At 40.8% G+C, this 17,921-nt stretch carries 13 protein-coding genes; 3 read left to right on the forward strand and 10 right to left on the reverse strand.

From position 1 onward, the window contains the following. Nucleotides 1-58: 58 nt before the first annotated feature. From DTA23_RS00895 to DTA23_RS00910, 4 genes are all read right to left on the reverse strand, one after another. Nucleotides 59-1,846, reverse strand: coding sequence for a glycoside hydrolase family 2 protein (locus tag DTA23_RS00895; protein ID WP_112373563.1), 1,788 nt, complete (start codon nucleotides 1,844-1,846; stop codon nucleotides 59-61). Between the two features lie 28 nt (nucleotides 1,847-1,874). After that, entirely contained in the window at nucleotides 1,875-3,263 is a 1,389-nt protein-coding gene (locus DTA23_RS00900; RefSeq protein ID WP_174890601.1) for a DUF4832 domain-containing protein, read from the reverse strand. A 645-nt stretch (nucleotides 3,264-3,908) separates the two neighbouring features. Next, complete coding sequence (locus DTA23_RS00905; protein ID WP_146752986.1) at nucleotides 3,909-4,220, reverse strand: tetratricopeptide repeat protein; 312 nt, start codon at nucleotides 4,218-4,220, stop codon at nucleotides 3,909-3,911. A gap of 326 nt (nucleotides 4,221-4,546) precedes the next feature. After that, the gene (locus DTA23_RS00910; RefSeq protein ID WP_112373565.1) at nucleotides 4,547-6,457 is read right to left on the reverse strand and encodes a tetratricopeptide repeat protein; all 1,911 of its coding nucleotides are present in this window, start codon (nucleotides 6,455-6,457) and stop codon (nucleotides 4,547-4,549) included. Nucleotides 6,458-7,012: 555 nt separating this feature from the next. On the opposite strand from DTA23_RS00910, the gene DTA23_RS00915 reads away from it, so the two are divergent. Further along, nucleotides 7,013-7,876 (forward strand): DUF6624 domain-containing protein, encoded by an 864-nt coding sequence (locus tag DTA23_RS00915; protein ID WP_112373566.1) that lies wholly within the window; start codon nucleotides 7,013-7,015, stop codon nucleotides 7,874-7,876. Between the two features lie 40 nt (nucleotides 7,877-7,916). Here the strand turns inward: DTA23_RS00915 and DTA23_RS00920 are convergent, their stop codons facing one another. Both DTA23_RS00920 and DTA23_RS00925 read right to left on the reverse strand, forming a co-directional pair. Continuing rightward, a complete protein-coding gene (locus DTA23_RS00920) occupies nucleotides 7,917-8,285 on the reverse strand; it encodes a hypothetical protein (protein ID WP_146752988.1) in 369 nt (122 codons plus the stop codon). A gap of 205 nt (nucleotides 8,286-8,490) precedes the next feature. Continuing rightward, on the reverse strand, nucleotides 8,491-8,937 hold the full coding sequence (locus DTA23_RS00925) for a nuclear transport factor 2 family protein (protein WP_112373568.1): 447 nt from the start codon (nucleotides 8,935-8,937) through the stop codon (nucleotides 8,491-8,493). Between the two features lie 405 nt (nucleotides 8,938-9,342). Here DTA23_RS00925 and DTA23_RS00930 point away from each other — a divergent pair, with 405 nt between their 5' ends. Beyond that, complete coding sequence (locus tag DTA23_RS00930; protein WP_112373569.1) at nucleotides 9,343-9,717, forward strand: ABC transporter permease; 375 nt, start codon at nucleotides 9,343-9,345, stop codon at nucleotides 9,715-9,717. A gap of 22 nt (nucleotides 9,718-9,739) precedes the next feature. Here DTA23_RS00930 and DTA23_RS00935 read toward each other — a convergent pair whose 3' ends face one another. The 4 genes from DTA23_RS00935 to DTA23_RS27380 form a co-directional block, all read right to left on the reverse strand. Then, nucleotides 9,740-11,062, reverse strand: coding sequence for a BNR repeat-containing protein (locus tag DTA23_RS00935; protein ID WP_112373570.1), 1,323 nt, complete (start codon nucleotides 11,060-11,062; stop codon nucleotides 9,740-9,742). A gap of 69 nt (nucleotides 11,063-11,131) precedes the next feature. After that, nucleotides 11,132-12,373 carry a DUF2264 domain-containing protein gene (locus DTA23_RS00940; RefSeq protein WP_088160522.1) on the reverse strand — a complete coding sequence of 414 codons (1,242 nt, stop codon included), beginning with the start codon at nucleotides 12,371-12,373 and terminating at the stop codon, nucleotides 11,132-11,134. A 13-nt stretch (nucleotides 12,374-12,386) separates the two neighbouring features. Then, nucleotides 12,387-12,953, reverse strand: a complete 567-nt coding sequence (locus DTA23_RS27375; protein WP_218565283.1) for a glycoside hydrolase family 88 protein — start codon at nucleotides 12,951-12,953, stop codon at nucleotides 12,387-12,389. A 20-nt stretch (nucleotides 12,954-12,973) separates the two neighbouring features. After that, nucleotides 12,974-13,504 (reverse strand): glycoside hydrolase family 88 protein, encoded by a 531-nt coding sequence (locus DTA23_RS27380; RefSeq protein WP_218565284.1) that lies wholly within the window; start codon nucleotides 13,502-13,504, stop codon nucleotides 12,974-12,976. 430 nt (nucleotides 13,505-13,934) lie between these two features. Here DTA23_RS27380 and DTA23_RS00950 point away from each other — a divergent pair, with 430 nt between their 5' ends. Then, nucleotides 13,935-17,888 (forward strand): hybrid sensor histidine kinase/response regulator transcription factor, encoded by a 3,954-nt coding sequence (locus DTA23_RS00950; protein ID WP_204990811.1) that lies wholly within the window; start codon nucleotides 13,935-13,937, stop codon nucleotides 17,886-17,888. Nucleotides 17,889-17,921 lie beyond the last annotated feature (33 nt).

Consider the following 17,921-nt stretch of genomic DNA (forward strand, 5'->3'; position numbering starts at 1 on the left):
CCTTTGTCAGTGTGAAATTGTCTTTAAGGGCTGTTTTCGAAGCGCTAAGATTGAAGTTCTATTTATTCTCATAATAATTCTTCATTAGAAACCAGGCTTTCTTTCGGTAGCCTTGGTCTGAGATCAATCCTTTGCGGTTCCAGCCATCTTGGTTGGTCGGATGAAAACGGAACGGCGAAAGGAAATCAAATAGCAGCCAAGGTGAAGTTCCGCGCAGGTTTGGAATATGCTTAAACATTTCGAGGTTGTTTTTGTACAAAGTCGCTTGGTAATCTTCACTCCAAGAACTGACGACATCCTTTTCGCCCGTTTTGCCATACAGCGCCTCGCCTCCAAATTCAGAAATAATTAAAGGCTGGCCTTTTGCCACATCCCATACTGCTTTATCAGGAGAAACTGGCCAGGAGTGGTACCAACCTAAATATTTGTTAACAGCTACGACGTCCAATTCTTTCGTAAAAGGATCATCCATAACAAAGGTTTCCTTCTCCTTATTGAAACGAACAAGATCAAAAGCAGCGGTTATAAGCCTGGTCGTGTCAATGGATCTGCATGTAGCAATCAAATGCCTGATAAAAGCATTTCTAGGCTCGGATGGTTGGGTTTCATTGGCTACTCCCCAAAAAGCTAGTGCGCAACGATTTTTGTCTCGAGCAACCATTTCCCGCATCATTTTACCGGCTTTCTCTTTGGTCGATTCATTTTCAAAATCGATGCCTTGCCAAATGGGAATTTCTTCCCACAACAAGAAACCCATTTTTTCGGCCATTCTCACGATATATTCATTTTGTGGATAATGCGCCAAACGAATCATATTACAGCCCAAAGCTTTCGCTTCTGAAAGCAGCATCACTGCATCTGCCTGTGAAAAAGCACGACCTTTGCGCTGAGGTATTTCCTCATGAAATGAAATGGACTTGAGAAAAATAGCTTCGCCATTCAGGAAGATATCTTCCCCTTTTACCCAAATATTGCGAAAACCTATTTCCTCTTCTATTTGATCGTCGCGCGTTGAAATCTTCACGTTATACAGTTTGGGTGCAGTAGGCGACCAACGTTTGATTTTTCTCGATAGGAATGAAGTTTTTACTTCCCCCTGAGCATCTGTTTTAAGCGTTTGTTTTAGTTGTAGTTCCGGTATTTCGATAGTTACCGAGGAATTGGCCATCGTTTCCGAAAGTTTGACCTTCGCATTGATTTTATCGGCTTTGGTTTTGTCCAATTGCACAAAATAATCATCGATAAAAACTTTTGGCGTGCTTACCAAAAAGACATCTCGGGTAATACCGCCATAGTTCCACCAATCAAAGGCCATTGCCGGAATGGCATCAACCTGCCGGCTATTATTTACCTCAACTGCCAAAAAATTATCGTTTTCTTTAGCTGCATCTGTTATTTCAATCTGAAAGGGGGTAAAACCACCTTCATGTTGTGCAATCTCTTGTCCATTGAGATATATGCGACAACGGTAACTTACCGCAGCGAAATACAAGAACAGCCTTTCGTTATTTTCTTTCACTACATCGAACTTACGGCCATACCAGATGGTACCTTCGTAATATTTAAGTTCAGGCATTTGACTGTTCCAATCTGAAGGTACATTTAAACGGAGACCATTCTCGAAAGCGTATTCATAAAAATCAGTCTTGCTTTCGGCTTTTTTATTCAGATAGATTTGGTTTTTTCTTCCCTGGTCGTATAAGTCTACAATAGCGTCCCACTTTCCATTTAAGGATTGAGCTCGCCTACCATACACATTGGCCATATTTTGCTGTGCAACAAGGTTGGAGGTTATCAGGCTAAAAAAAAGGGACAATATCAAAGATAGATTGATCAGCTTTATCATAATAGGTGTTAGTTGTTAATAAAATTTTCTATTTTACCTGCAATGCCGAAAGCTTTATCCAACCCTGAGCCGTCAAATCTCCATCAAGGGCAAGTTGAATAGCCGGCTTATTTTCCTTGGTCGTATCAACAATGGCGACTGCCCAGCTATAAATTCCTGCAGGTACATCTACTTTTGCATTTATTTTATAACTCGCAGCAGCACCTTTCAACCAAGCAGACGGTTCACTCTGACGATCTACAAAAATCTTTTTAACATTCCCTTTGGCATCTAACAGTGCAAAAGCAACTTTATATTTGTAATTCCATTGTGGAATATTATTAGGTAAATAGCCCCAGCCCATATTCTGCCAACGATGGGAGATTTGCGCTATCTTTCCCGACTTGATATCTTGAGGGAGGTTGATTTGGTCTGGATATACACGGTACCCCCCTTCTGTAATAAACCGTTGAACCAAATCAAAGGATTTAAACCAGGATTCAGTTTCTCCCCCCGCTCTAAAGTCCATCATATTGACATGGGCTTCGGCCGACAGGTCGAACTCACCTTTCCTCACATCCTCGTCATGACCTTCTCTATATTTTCCACTGGGGTCTGTCCAATAACGGTGCTTACCTGGGGCAATAATCCAGCCTCCTTCCATAATGATAGGACGCTTAAAATTCCATTTCTTGGCAAAATCCTTTTCCCAATTCTGGTAATAGCCAGTCATGCCAAAAGCATCTTGGCGAAGGCTATACCCCTTATCAATAGCTTTATCCAATAAGCGTTCACTATTCGGGTTGACTGCGCCCCAACTTTCGGGATGACCGACCAGACGATGGTAGTTGATAACCAAAGGAACTTTTGTAAATGTGTTAGCATATAAGCTGGTCACCCAGTCCAGGGTTTCTTCCTTTATTTTTTCAGTACTTTCGGGCGTTGCCATTTTGGGGTCTTCATAGACAACATAATGTGCTTCGCCCCATTTCCCCAAGCCATAGGCATCAATAAAAGAGGTCTTTTCAGGATCATTAAATTCCTTGGCCAAAGCTGTGATAAATTTGGTATAGTATTTTCTAAATACCGCATCCTGAGGATAAGGTGTTTGCCCATCGGGATGATTTTCATTTTCCAAATAATATTTGGCTCCGAGGTCGAACACAAATTTGGGTGTATTTTGACCTTGGTCGCGACCATCTACCACAATACGGAGCGCTATGGGCAACCCTCTCGTTTGTGCGCCTTTAAGGAGCTTTCCTATTTTAGAGTTTGGATCATCCCAGGCATAAACACCGTCACTGGGATTCAGCGAAGACCAGCTCGTGCGTACATAACATGCCGAAGCATAATCAATGACCTTTACCTTTTTACCCAATGCTGGCACAAAATATTCGATATCCCAATACGTATCATCGGCATTACGGGGAGCATACATTACCCAACCATTTAAAGGATTGCGCAAGACTGAATGACCATCGTATTTTGGCTTTAATAAAATATACCCGGTGTTGCCCGAACCGCTTTTCCCTTTATTTTTTTGAGAAAAACCAAGCAATCCAGAAGTGCACAATAAAAGCGTTAAAAAAAAAATTTATTATCCAATTTGAGAATAGCTGTTTGTTTATCATTTCGTTTTTGAACATATTTTCAAGTCTATTGGTTATTTTATTCCTGTTGTGCCAGCGACTTCTATAGTTTATCATTTAGTGTGCTGATTCAACAAAACTGATTTATTGGGATACGGTACAAAATTAGCCACGACAGGCTACCGCTATGGTATTGATTTGTTCAGAAATGGTTCGTTTTTGTACAAAAATTAGGATTTAATCCGCTATGAAGGACGATGTGAATAAAATCATTCACTTATGGAGACTAAGTGATAAAGAAATAGCTCTTCTTCTTGGATTTTATACCGTTTATAACTATTAGGGAGGTTTCTTATCAGATTTATAGCAGTCTATTTAATGTAAAAAGCCCGATTGTTCTCGGGCTTTTTAGGTTCATGTTCCATACGATTCTCTTCATTCGAAAGAAATGAAAAATTCTATCACATCTGGCGTATGCCAAATTTTCAGAAGTATTACTTCAACTTCTGTAAGCGTTCTTTCGCTGCAGGCACGATATCATCGTTTTTGTCATAATTGTCAATCACACTTTTCAAGGTACTCTTCGCCTGGAAAGCATTGCCTTTGCGCGCATAGGCATCAGCAAGTACCAGGAAGCTCTTGGCAACCCAGTATTCTTGCGCTTCCCTATTGTTAATCACATCAAAGGCTGTTTCCAGCGCCTTATCATATTCCTTGTTATCGTACTGCAAAAGCGCTACGCGATACCGTGCTTCTGCGCCGATAGCCGATTGACTCTTCAGCGCAGCCAGGTTGAATTCTTTCATGGCAGACGCTACATTTTTCTCTTTCAACAAAGCTTTTCCACTGTACAAATGCGCTTTCGCTATTTCCTCCTCGGTTGCCCCCGTTGTAATTTTTGACCAGACTCACATACTTAGCCATTTGCTCCATATCGCCGAGTTCGAAGTAACACACCATCAGGTTCGTTACCGCATAGCCATAGTTCTTTTTTATATTCTTCGTTGAGCTCCAATTTCTTGAGGTGCACAATGGCTTCATTGTATTCTTTAAGATCCAATATAGCGCAGCAACCGTCAGCAAGGTATTCTCTGAATATTTACTCGTCCAGTCGTTCAGGATGATATTCAGATCATGCAGTGCTTCCTGTGGATGCCCGGTGCGGTACGAACTCACTCCACGGATATAAACGGGCGAATTTTTCTTGTCTGGGTTTTGGAAATTTATCAAAATAGGCGTTGATCGCTTCTACAGCCGCCCCATATTCTCCCCTGGCGAATAGCGACTGCGCCGCCTTGGAAGCCATGTTATCTAGCTCTGCGGGACTCAGATTACTGACATTGGTACCGACAGCGTAACGAATATAGCTCGAAGCATCCCCTTGATCGAGGTAGATGTTTTCAATGAAACGCATCGCCTGCTCCGCCTCGGCAGTTCGGGTGTATTTCTCCACCACCTTCTGGAAAGTCGCTTTCGCCGCTTCGGGCTCATCGTTATTGTACTGCACGAGTCCTATGGTCATTAAGGCGCGGGGAATATAACTACTGCGAGGGTACTTTTCGACCATTGCCTGTAACCCTTCGATCGCACGGCTATAATCACCCATCGTGAAATAAGTATAGGGAATTTCAAAGGCCGCATCATCTGCATAGTTCGAAGATGGAAATTGTTTCAACACCGACCGCAGCGTACTGAGCTTGGTTTCATTGTCGCCTTGCAGACCAAATAAAACACCACGCTGGAAGAAGGCATAATCCTGGTTTGGCGCTTTGCTATTAATCAGCTGGTCGTAGTACTTGTTTGCCCGACCATAATCGCGCAGACACAAATACGAATCACCTAGACGTGCAATAACATCATACCGAATATTTTGATCCACGGTATTTCCTCCGGCAGTCAGAAAGCGTTCAAAATATTTGGCCGCCAACTCAAAACGGTTATTTCGGTATGCCGCATACGCCAGCCCGTAATTTGCATAATTATAGACATCAGTATTCCGAGCGACGGGCAGGCTTAGAAACTCGGAGAAGTTTTCTACAGCTTCACCAAATTTGCGCACTTCATACATGGCTTCTGCTTTCCAATAGGTCGCAAGAGCCGCCATTTCAGCATTGACCGGAAACTTTTCTGATCGCATAAACATAGATATGCTATTTTCGAAAGCACGCTCATTATAAAACTCCAATCCGCGGTAGTAGGTTACCTTTTGATAGATCGCATTGACTTCCCGACCGCGCTCTTTTAACGATTCCAGCATACTGACACCAGCATGGAAATTGGTCGTCCCCCGTAGAATTTCAGCGGATAGTGTTTCCGCACTTTCCTTTCTTTTTGAACCCGGATCGACAGGTTTCACTTCCTGGGCGATATATTTCTCGAGGACTTTTTGCGCAGCCTGGGTGGAGTCCATTGCAAACAAGATTTTAGCATAGTTAAATAGCGCATCGGCCTTCACTTGCCGGTCCAAATCCAGCTTTGTAGCTTTGACAAAAGCATTTCGTGCAGCTTGCTTGTCGCCCGTCTCCAATGCGATATGACCTAAGGTCATGATCGCCCCCTGATAAAAGGCATCCGAAGGTTTTATGGCCTCCAACATACCGCTCGCCCTTTTGTATTCGCCGGCACCGTAAGCTAGGTAGCTGATGCGATAATTATCGACATTGCTTTGTGAAGCGTCTGGATGCCGTTGCATCAATTCGTGGTAATAGGCCTGTTTATATTTTTGCTGTGCTAAATAAGTGGCAGTGGCAATCTGGCGCAGTTCGGTCTCAATAGCATCACGGTTGATAAGCGTCATATCCGGGCTGCGGCGCACCTTAACGGCATCAGCCAGCATGGGCCGGTAATCACGTACGACATCAATGGAATCCATGGTTTGAACCTCACCGGCGCCACTTCGCACACTTTGCTGTTGTGGTTTCTCTTTCTTATCTTTCTGCTGTTTCCCCACTTCCTGCGCATAGCCTGTAAGCAGTAAAGCCGAAAGCGTTCCTGTAAAAAGGTATTTAAGATAGTTGTAGCTCATTCTTTCTTTCAATATCATTGTTCGTCCGTATTTCTGAGTTTTTCCAAACGTTCTTACGCCAAGGAGGCTGTAGTGCAATATTTATCTAAACAAATAGCCAAAACTAAAGAATTCTAGCCACATTCAGTAAATTATCAGCCTGAAAACAGCCGCATTAGCTAATTTTTACCTTACCGTTGTTTGATTTTTACGATTTAGAATAACATAAGCTATTCCCAATGCGTCCTCGGCAACCGAGTTGATTACAATAATGAAGCCACTTTCTATAAATCCAAGAGATAATCGCATGGGCGACCTCAACGGCCAATACTGCCCGCATCTTGGCCTAGATGTACATTTTTTCTACTTCTAAAAAATAGTTCTTTGATCGGAATAAAGTTCTGAGGCAGGGAAAAAATCAGTAAAAAAGCGAGTGTTTAATAGGGCCATTTCAATAGGTGCTTATTTTTCCAATAGGATAAATAAAAAAACATATTCTTATTATTAATGACAATATAATATATTTAGGTATATAAATATAAACATATGTTTAAGCCATTTCTTATTCTCTTCCTAATTTTCATTTCCTGCCACGTGAAAGCTCAAAAAAGCAGTTCTTATTTTTATTTAAAGAATACCGCAGATAGTTTAATTTTTGAAAAGAAGACACCTGAAGCTTATTTGTTATATCGAAAAATGGTCAAGATTAGTGATATAGATCCGTTTATTGATATAGAATTGGTAAAATTAGCACTAAAAGTAAAAGACAGTAAAACAGCGGAAAAATATTTAAAGCAATCTATTTTAAACGGTGCTTCTTTAGGGATGTTAGAGGTTGACAGTAATGTAAATAGTTTTTTAAAACATCATACCAATTGGAGAAAAACCTACGATTCACTTCGTCAAAAACATCTAAGCAAAATAGCTCATTTGGAGGACCGCACAACTTTACTTAATATGTTGGAAAAGGATCAGGCATTGCGTTCCTTATTGGGAGTTATTGAATACAAAAAAGCTGATTCTCTTATTTTCGCTAGTGACACGGCTAATATGGCCGTGATAAAGGAGATTATAGTGAGAACAGAGTTTCCAAATCTTGAAACTGTTGGCATGGATGGCGTAAACGCTATCTTTATATTATTATTACATACTTTAAACAATGGGATTGAGGATGCCAAAAATATTGAAATTTTGACACCATTGATGAAAAAAGCGGTTATAGACCTCAAGTATCCACCTTTCAACATGGCTTTAGTTATCGATAGACACCGGGCCATAATCCGTCAAAAACAGATTTATGGATCATACTGGGAAATGGGTAAACAAAACAAAAGAATTGTTACACCGATTGAGAACATTGATGAGGTAGATGTACGAAGAAAAGAAATTGGGCTACCACCGCTAAGTCTTTTAAGGAACCAAAGAGGGTATGAATTACCTGTGGATTATAAAAACTAAGTGATAATTTCAATTCAGCCAAAAAAAACATCACCTTGATTTAATCTGCCTTTTCATAAAAAAAATCGCAGGTATCATCTACAACAATGACAATACTATTTCCCCGTTTTTTTATGACTAATTCACACGAAGCAGTACCTCCAGAATAACGCAAAACCAATCGCGTATCAAATACGCCGTATGCTACATGGTATTCTCCATTGCCAAAAAAAGAACTTCGATATTTATTGTTATCCAACAAGGTTAGCTCATCATCTCTATCCGGCAGCTCTGCACCTGCAAAGCATTCGTGATATTTGAAGTCATATTTCCCTAATACCATCGAATGCGTAATCAATCTTGAATAAATAATAGCTGTAGCGATTAAAAACAAGATAAGTAAGAATGGCCAACTTCTAGTTTTCTTCATTCCTTTAAATAAAGATATTATTGTTCTTTGGATTTACGATTAAATTTAGAGTTAAAACTTAAAAGAACAAATTTACAATCATAAAAATCTGTGATCATACAAAAAGCCACATCGCAGGATGTGGCTTCTAAACTAAATTTATAAACATGTGATTCACTAGAGCTCGGCTTTTGCTATGACTGAGCTGGCCTCAAATTATGAGCTACTATTTATACGAATTGATCGATTTGGACACTTTCCAGTCATTTCCTTCACGGACAAAGGTTACTAGATCGGTCTTGGTGAAATCTTCAAATTTCAAGGTCATCCTGGCCACCATATAATCGGCTGATGTTTCAAGTATCTCCGTACTTACCCTACAGTTTAGTTTCTCACCTTTTTGTTTTTTCAATGATTTTACCACTTCACTACGGCTATTTGACTTCAACTTTGCTGTTTGAACCTTTTGATTAAAATCTTCAGCAAACAATTGTTCTACACCAGCCGATTCTCCTTCAGCCATGACAGCAACATAGTGCTCTAAAGCAAAGTCTGCGGTTGACAAGTTAACAGTTGTTTTTGCTGTTTTTGATCCTGGGCCCTCAGCTGCCATTGCACATGTTGAAATTGCGATTAAGGCTGCTGCTGCGATTGTTTTTACTAGCGTTTTCATAATATCTTTATTTTGTCGTGTAAGTTTTTCTGTTCTTATTTCTTAATTCAAAACTACGGTTCACTAGAGCTCTAACCGACAGATTTTAGACTAGTTCCCCACAAAACTCGGTGAATGACTGAGATCAAAAGGTGAACGTCAAAATACATTAAGAACATAAGATCCATTTTATTAACTCCGTGCCAAATACTATACCAGCTGTCCCTGTGCGTTCAATAACGCCCCCGATGACCTATTAAAGCACATTTCGTATCTTTTTTCAAAAAAAGTAGATGTACGGGTGCGAACAGTTTAAAACAATATCGTTCACATGCGTACACTATATTAAATGCTGGCAAAAAGATGAACTGAAGCCATAAGAGATAGATAAAAGCTACGAGCATCGATACAATAAAGCAAGGTCAAATGCTCTTAATTTTTGCCTTGTTGTCTATCGTTATTGCCTGTTTAGGGCTATTCGGTGTAACCACATTCGCTATTCAATTGCGGATAAAGGAAATTGGTATACGTAAAACATTAGGCGCAACATTAAGCAACCTCGTTTATCTACTATGCTCTGATATGGTTAAACTGGTCGGTATAGCACTGTTGATTGCACTGCCGCTCGGATGGTTATTGATGAATCAGTGGCTGCAAGAGTTCGCTTATCGCATTTCGGTCAGCTGGTGGATACTTGCTCTCGCAGGGATTATTGCACTGGTAATTGCTATTCTAACCCTATGTACCAGAGCAATAGCCGCTGCAAAAGCTAATCCGGTCGACAGCTTAAAAGTGGAGTAAGAATTTGAAAACAACCTCTTTCTCAATCACGCCATTCTACTACCCGTATTGCTGTCGCGGGAGCATCAGCGAGTCCCTCGGCATCCTTTTGCACTGTAGACTGCACAAATAAAGCAACTTTACGTTTCTTTTGCCACAACTGGGTATCATATGTAGGTTCCCAAGCCCCTACGGACTGCTCACAAAGATCAATAATATCATTTGCCTCTTGATGCATGCCATTCAACCTCAGTATCGAAGGTCGGTAACCGCGCTCTTGATCCCGAAAGACCAGCGTCAACATTGTTTTATGATCTTTTCCGCGAACCAATAGCTGCGGCCTGGCAATTGGAATATCCTTTGTTCCACCACCACTCAGCGTAAAGGGTGTTTTTCTAAAATCAAAAGACCGGATCTTCCATTCACCCTCTTGTAAATAGATGACCTTGTATTGTGGGATCTCTGATCCTGCGTCACGCCAGTAACTGGCGATAAAAGGATTCCCTTTTTCATCTGCAGCGATAGAGGTTTGATTAATCAATTCGTGCTGTTGTGGGATACGGGCTGCGTATTCAACGGTAGATTCTTTCATAGGTAGCTCGTACCGCATGCCATTACTCTTTTGCCAGGTTAATCCGCCATCGTTTGAACATGCATAAGCCATATCATGATTGCTTTCCACATTGGTACTTTCCCGCCACACCCAAGAAAGATGTATCGTTCCCCGACGATCCACATAACTTTGCCAATAGGCATTTCTCCGCCCCTCGCCATCAATCAGATTGCTATGCATCCGCTCCCACTTCTGTTGTTTACTGTCGTACCTATTAACCACAAGATTACCATGACCGGATCCGCCATCACGATATAAAAACAGCAACTCACCACTGGGCAACTTTAAGAATTCAGGATAGGTCACCTTTGATTCATTTTGTCCCAGCATGGCTTGCTCATAACCTAGCACAAGACTATTGGGGTGAAGGGTACGTGCATATCTCAACTTGCTGTCATGCTGATCCCAGCAAACGTGGAGATATCCTGCCTTATCCACCATAATACTGATCACATTATGGGCATCCTTCACATGCCCAGTATAACCCGAACGTCGCAACTTCCAGACCTTGCCAGAAAGTAACCGCAGACCTAGAACTACATATCCAGCTTCGTCATAATAAGCGATATATTGGTATTTACCATTGCTGGTTAATGAATTTTTACGAAATACGGTTGTGTTGACTGTGTTCTTTGCCCAACCATTTCCGACAAGCGTATTCTTAATTTTCTGCCCTTGTGCATTGTAAATAAACAAGAGACACGCGCAAGTGAGCATCCCCACTCTTACTAGTTGATTTAGATATTGTTTCATTGAATTTTTTATACACTTGTTGAGCCCACCAGATCCTTTTGAAAGGAGACTTATTCCCGGAATTTGGGGTTATTGAATGGCTTTACCCTGATCTTTATGCCAGTCCTGTCCTGACCAGATACGCCGTGCACTCCAGTCGCTCGCTTCACTTGTCCAAAAAGAATCTCTGTCGGGTAATCCCAAAGGCAAAAAAATTACTGAACATAAATAGGGGCTCCCCTGATTATTGTATGGATCACCCAAGCCCGGCTGATTACCATACATACCCAGCGTCAACCAGCCATTTTCATACGTATTTGGGTTTTCGGTCGATTTTTTCAATACCGCAGACAGGGCAGCCTTCACCTGTCCTTCGCTAAGTTCCCCAGGGAGTCGTCTCTTGAACGCCATATCTGCAAGATGATGGAAAGCTGCCGCGCGATAGATTACGGACCTTCCTGTCGGAGGAAAACTACCGTCGGCATTGATCAACCGCTCCTGAATAATGGCATAGCGCTCATTTCGGAGCTTGATTTTTGCAAACATCCCATCATAGTTTTTAGTTTTCAACTGTATGAAATCCATAATTCCGGCCAAGAAGGGATGGATAACATAACTATTATAGTAATCAAACGCATAATGCGGACCATCCATATACATTCCATCTCCAACATACCACTGTTCCAATTGCTGCAGCGCATAATCAACGCGCATCACATCCCAATCATCCGAATATTTCGCTAAAAAAACTTCATTCATTGCTGAAAAGAGTAACCAATTTGAATAAGCCGGTCGAAATTGGCGCGTAATTTTTATAGATGCTACCAAATTCTTTTTTGTCTGATTGTCGATATGATCCCACAACCAAGGACTACGCATAAATCCCAAAGCGATAAACGAGGCATCAACAAGCTGTTGGCCACCGAGATCAAAACGCATAAAATCACGCGCATTGCTGTCCAAAGCATTTTTAAGTGCTTGAACAGTCCATGCTCTATATTGATCGCGTAACTTTATCTCCTCAGCCGAACCGCCATCCAAGGAAAGCCAGGGTGCTATGCCTGACAATACCCTTCCCAAGACTTCAACATATTGTACTTTGATGCGCTGTTCCTTATTATCCACGTGTATAGAAGTCATTTGTGGCATAGTTAACCGCAGGCTATCATGGGCCAGACTGCGGAGAACGGGACGCAGCATATGATCCATTTCTTTAAGCCAAAAAGCTCTATCCGTCTCTTTTGTTGATGCAGGTTTCTTCTTCACGCCCTGTCCAAAGACAGTATGGCCTATCAGAAGAATAACAAAGAACAATAAAATCTTATTTTTCATTTTCAAATCCAATCTATTTTTGAGCTAAATAACGATACATTTCCGAGCCGGCTAATAAAAACGCACCTACACCAAAAGGAGCTGTAGAGTTGGTATCCACCACCTGTCCGGGGATAGCTTTTTCACCAATAGGTTGTACATACCCAATTCTGCCATCGGGTTGTAAAGCGATCTCACTAAGATATTTCCAGCCTTTAACCGCAGCATCTTTAAATTTAAAATCGCTTAGCAAGCCATTATTTATTCCCCAGAGCAACCCATAAGTAAAAAAAGCCGTTCCGCTTGTTTCCCTGCCGGGTGCATGTTCGGAATCTAACATGCTTCGAGTCCAGAATCCCTCCTGCTGTTGACAACTCATGATAGCGGCTGCCATTTCCTTAAAACGCTCCTGATAGTAGGTATAATGTTTATCCTCCTCAGGTAGATCTTGAAGAACCTTCGCAAATGCCGCGAAAACCCAGCCATCGCCCCGGGCCCAAAAATCCTTTTTGCCGTGTAAGCTCTGGTGTTTGGGGAAAACATATTTTGCATCACGGTAATACAATTTCGCTTCCTGATCAAACATGATACTATCGGCCATATTGCAAATAAGTATACATCTTATCCAGATAAAGTGAATTCCCCTGTCAATTTGTACATTTTAGTCATCACCGGCATCACCATATACAAACCATCGGCCCACCACCAATAGTCCTGTTTATTGGAGTGGATCTGATATTCCATGACTTCTTGAGCACGTGCAATCTTTTCAGGGCTTGGCGATAAATGATAGAGATCGATATAGGTTTGGAAACAGATTTGCCAATCACCAAAAAGAACGTGTTCGTCTGTTTCCCCATAGTTGTATTTCCACAGTTGCATATCGGTAGACTTGGCTCCTTTCCAATCATTGTATATCGCCCAATCCGTAGAATATTTTAAGTCTCCTGCTGATTTTGAAATCTTATAGAATTCCATATTTCCGGTATGATAAGCTGCCTGATCCCAAAACGCCCAAACTTCGGGCTTATGATGAGACTGCCAGTATTGGTTTGCCTTACTTAGCTGAGCTAGTACGGTCTTTTTGTTCAATTGCTGTCCAAATGAAAAATGTCCTACAAACAATAGACATAAGATTAAATTGATCCGCATATATTTAGATGTATCGTATTTTTTGATAAACTAGCACATAAGCTGCTTAAATTGGTTTGTACACTATTTTAATAGAGACACTTATTACTTTCATCCCGTCCTCTTTTTGCTTTATGAAGCAAAATCTTACTCGTAAAAACTGTTCGCCTTAAATAAACGTACAATATACACTTATTTTAAAAAACAATCGTATCTTTAACCATATAATCTTCAAATTGACTTTTTCTGATCACAAAAGTTGTTTTCAAGATAATAACCTATGATAAGGAAGAATCGATAAATTATCTGATATCGGAAATACCATACTAACATCGCTGCTAACATGCCTAGTTTGAACAGACTCCTACATTCACGTCAGGCCTTGATCCTGATATTCGTTCTCATCCTTGTTCACACAAGCACGCTGACCCACGCGCAATTCCCCAAGGAGATGAATAAAGATTTATCCAATAGTTCGGTGAAATCTATATTTCAGGATAGCCATGGCTTCATGTGGTTTGGTACCTACGACGGGCTAAACAGATTCGACGGTTATGATATAAAAACCTACAGAAATCAGCTAAATAACGAAAATAGCATTCCGCATAATTATATCTATTGTATAGCAGAAGACCATAATAAAAAATTATGGATAGGAACTGGTCAAGGAATTGGAGTCTACGACCGAAATTTTGATACTTTCACGCGTTTAAATTATATAGACCAAAAATCTAAACGGTCATATCATCTCAATGCCGATACGAAATCCATTCAAATCGATAGTGATAATAATATTTATATCGGCACAAACGGCTGGGGGCTATTTTACAAAAGTCATCAAGAAGCATATGCCATACAAATTGCTTTTAAAGATTATAAATCGAACCTATCCACCTTATACTACCACGTATCGGCCACGCATATTGACGCGACCGGCATGGTATGGGTTTTTATAGAGGGACGCGGTTTATACGCTTTCGACAAAAAAACTCAGCAGTTGAATCTTGTATCGAAGGCTATTACGAGTACAACCTGTATGGCTAGCACAAACAGCGGTGAACTCTTTATTGGTAATTACGAGGGGCTATTTGTTTGGAAAATCAAAGACCATATGCTTTCGTCCTTGTATCCACAGGAGCTTAAATCGAGCCAGATCAACATGCTGACGCTGGAGGGGCAAAACAAACTTTGGTTAGCCACCCAAAACAATGGCATTTTTATACTTAACCTATCTCATGGAAAAGCAGCAAATAAAAATGTTCTACAGCCCGTACAATTTTCACTGAATAGCAAAACCATTTATACGGTTTACATAGACTCCCAGCGTAAAATATGGATTGGCACCGGAAAGGGCGGCATTGAGACCATTGATAACAATGGCTATAAATTTAATTATTTACAGCAGAAACATTATGCGGGATTTAACTTAGCGCACAAATTTGTACGTTCTTTCGTTGAGTATGATAACAAGATCTGGATTGGTACCGAAGGTGATGGCCTTTATGTATGGGATAACAAGACCAATCAGGTTCAATCTTTTCAAAAAGGGCCACAGCAATTGCCAGACAATACGATAAACCATCTTTTGACCGGAACTAACGGAGATCTATGGATCGCAACCGAAAGGGGCATTGCGCGTTATGCAAAAGGTTCGGGTTTAAAATATTATGTTTGCAGGACGCCAAATGGGGTCGTAAATAACAGTGTACAATTACTTTTTAAGGATCAGGATGAGAAGATCTGGGCAGCGACATTTTCTGAGGGAAGAGTGTATACATATAATCCGACAAGCGACCAATTTGAAGTCTTCAGCGAAGACATCTATGATATCAATTGCATGATTGACGATAAACAAGGCAATATCTGGATGGGGAATTACAATGAGATCATACAGCTAAACAAGAAGACACGAAAAAGCGCCAGGTATTTAATCGGAAAACCTGTTCGTGCCATTCGGCTCGGAAAAAATAACAGACTTTGGTTAGGAACAGAAGGTAAAGGGCTCTTGGCATTTGATAGCAAATCAAAAAAGATTGTCGAAAATTATTCCACAAATGAAGGTTTGAGTAACAATGCCGTACTTAATATTTTGGAAGATAAAACCGGGAAACTATGGTTAAGTACCTTTAATGGCCTCTCGAAGTTCGATCCTTCCACTAAAAAAATTGTACGATACGAAGAAACGGATGGGCTTCAAAGCAACGAGTTTTCTTATGGAGCAGCATTTAAGCTCAAAGATGGCCATCTTCTTTTCGGAGGAAACAACGGTTTTAACATCTTTGATGCAGATAGTATCAAACTGAAAATTTATGAACCTGCCTTAGCAATCACAAGTCTTAAGATTAACAATAAAAAGATTGCCGAACTGAGCGACCGGGTCGATATTGGAAAAGATAATACTATTCACAAATTGACCCTTCCCTACAATCAATCTACTTTTTCGCTGGAGTTTGCCGCCTTGGAGTTTGATTCGCCACAAAAGATAAAATATAGATACCGCTTGGAAGGTTTAGACAAGCAATGGAACGATGCCGGGTCTACCCGATCTATCAATTACAACGGCCTGCATGAAGGAAATTATACCCTGCTTATTCAATCGACCGACTCGGAAGGCAATTGGACAAATAAGCAGATTAAGCTCGAGATTCAAATTCTCCCGCCTTGGTATAGAAGCTGGTGGGCTTACCTGCTTTACACGCTGGCTATGATCTATACGGGGCTATGGTATCTGCGCTATCGGAGGAGGCAAATCGCTTTAAATTATGAAATACAGCTTTCAAAATTCACCATCCAAAAGGAAAGAGAACTCAATGAAAAGAGGCACGCATTTTTTACCAATATATCGCATGAATTTAGAACACCGCTGACCCTAATTATTAATCCGATTAAAGATCTGCTGAAGACCAATAAAGAGTCTGAAGACAGGGCTTCCCTTCAGGTAGTACACAGGAACGCCAAAAGGCTTTTGAGCTTGGTGGACCAGCTGCTTGTATTTAGAAAAACAGAGGACGGTGCCGAACAGCTCAAAACCAGCATTTTCGACTGTCAAAGCTTTATGAAAGAAATATTTCTATATTTCGCTGCCCAGGCAAAATTACAAAAGATAAATTATCAGTTCCAGGAAAATTCCGATCCGGTCTTTGTCAATGCCGACAAAGAAAAAATTGAGATCATCTTATGCAATCTCATATCAAATGCCTTTAAATTTACGCCTTCCGATGGCGCTATTCATATTGCTCTATCGCAACAGGGTAGGGAATTAACCATTCAGATCAAGGATTCGGGAAAAGGTATCCCCGAACATCTTGGCGATAGAATATTCGACAAATATTTTTCGGATCCACTGACTGGCCCCAAAAAACAAACGGGATTCGGGATCGGCATGTATCTGGTCAAAACTTTTGTTGAAATGCACGCCGGAAAAATAAGTTATACGAGTTCAGCAACAGCGGGAACAACATTCGACCTCGTTTTGCCTATCGTGGCACAACAAATGCCGGCCGAAGAACCATTGGCAGATGTAGCGCACCGCAACGAGTCGGGGATTCAAATGCTATACGATGCACAAGTGGTGACAGAAACAGCTCCCACATTTCCAACGGCCATATCAAGCAAAAAATTCAGTATCTTATTGGTTGACGACGACGATGCGATCCGCAGCTATCTTACCGACATTTTTAAGGTAGAATATACTGTCTATGGTGCCCGTAATGGCGTTCAGGCATTAGCTATGATCAACGAAAAACAACCTGATCTGGTCATAAGTGATATTATCATGGAAGAGATGGATGGATTGTCACTCTGCAAAGCCGTAAAATCTAATGCTACGCTCAACCATATTCAAATCATCCTGCTTACTTCAAGTACTTCCGACGGCACGAAGTTAGCCGGAATTCAATATGGTGCCGATGATTATATCCACAAGCCATTTGATTCGGAAATATTGTTGCTTCGGGTCAAGACATTACTGCAGAACAAAAAGAACCTTCAGGACTTTTTCCTTAACGCTATCACATTACAGTCGAATGAGCTAAAGATATCGATCACAGACAAGCTATTCATAGAACGGTGCATTGAGATTATTGAAGAGAACCTACTGGAAGAATTGACTGTAATAAGCCTTGCCGAAAAAACGGGGATGAGTCATTCGTCACTTTATAAAAAAATTAAAACAATTTCAGGCAAATCGATCAATGAATTTATCAGGTCGGTACGACTCAAAAAAGCAGCAGAAATGCTTATTTTGACAGATTCGAAAATTAATGAAGTAGCTAACTTAACAGGTTTTTACGATCAGCGCTACTTTAGACAACAATTCAACAAATTGTTTGGCGATACACCATCCGACTATGTCAAAAAGTACCGAAAAGCATTTCAGAATGAATTCCATGTAGACCGGCCTTAGTCTGAATTGTTAAAAAGTAAAATAAGTCCTGTA

This window comes from Sphingobacterium multivorum, assembly GCF_900457465.1.
Classification (GTDB): Bacteria; Bacteroidota; Bacteroidia; order Sphingobacteriales; family Sphingobacteriaceae; genus Sphingobacterium; species Sphingobacterium multivorum.